Origin of the sequence: Haloferula sp. A504, from assembly GCF_044385805.1 — a bacterium.
GTDB lineage: Bacteria > Verrucomicrobiota > Verrucomicrobiia > Verrucomicrobiales > Akkermansiaceae > Haloferula.
Genome location: NZ_JBISBU010000228.1, coordinates 1 through 372, shown reverse-complemented (window position 1 = coordinate 372; position 372 = coordinate 1). Strand labels below are relative to the sequence as shown.

Genomic DNA, 372 nt, shown 5'->3' with positions numbered 1-372 from the left:
GTCCCTTGTTGAACAGATCTCTGGAGTTGAGCAGCCGAGTGGGAGCTTCAATGCCGATCCCAAAGAAGGAGGGACGCTCGATTTCTCAGGAATGATAGTTGCGAAGAATGGTTTGCCTCCGCTTGGCCACGTGGCCGTCCTCCCGGTTAGAGCGGCTCTTCAAGTAAATCAGATAGGTTTCTATCTTAGTGGGGAGGAAGTGAAGGGTAACCTTGAGAAAAATTCCAACAGATCGGCCTTCGAAGAGTGGCTTAAGGGGGAGAATGTCTATCAGAGTAGCATCGATGGAGAGCCCCAAACCTTACGGAAAGGCGGATCTCATGACCCGCGGATCTGGTCGAATAGCAACGAGGCGCTTGGTAAGGCGCTGGA

General features: G+C 52.4%; 1 pseudogene. It reads left to right on the top strand.

Going from position 1 to position 372, the window contains the following annotated elements:
* A pseudogene (locus ACG2LG_RS24295) lies at positions 1-372 on the top strand (hypothetical protein); the annotation flags it as partial.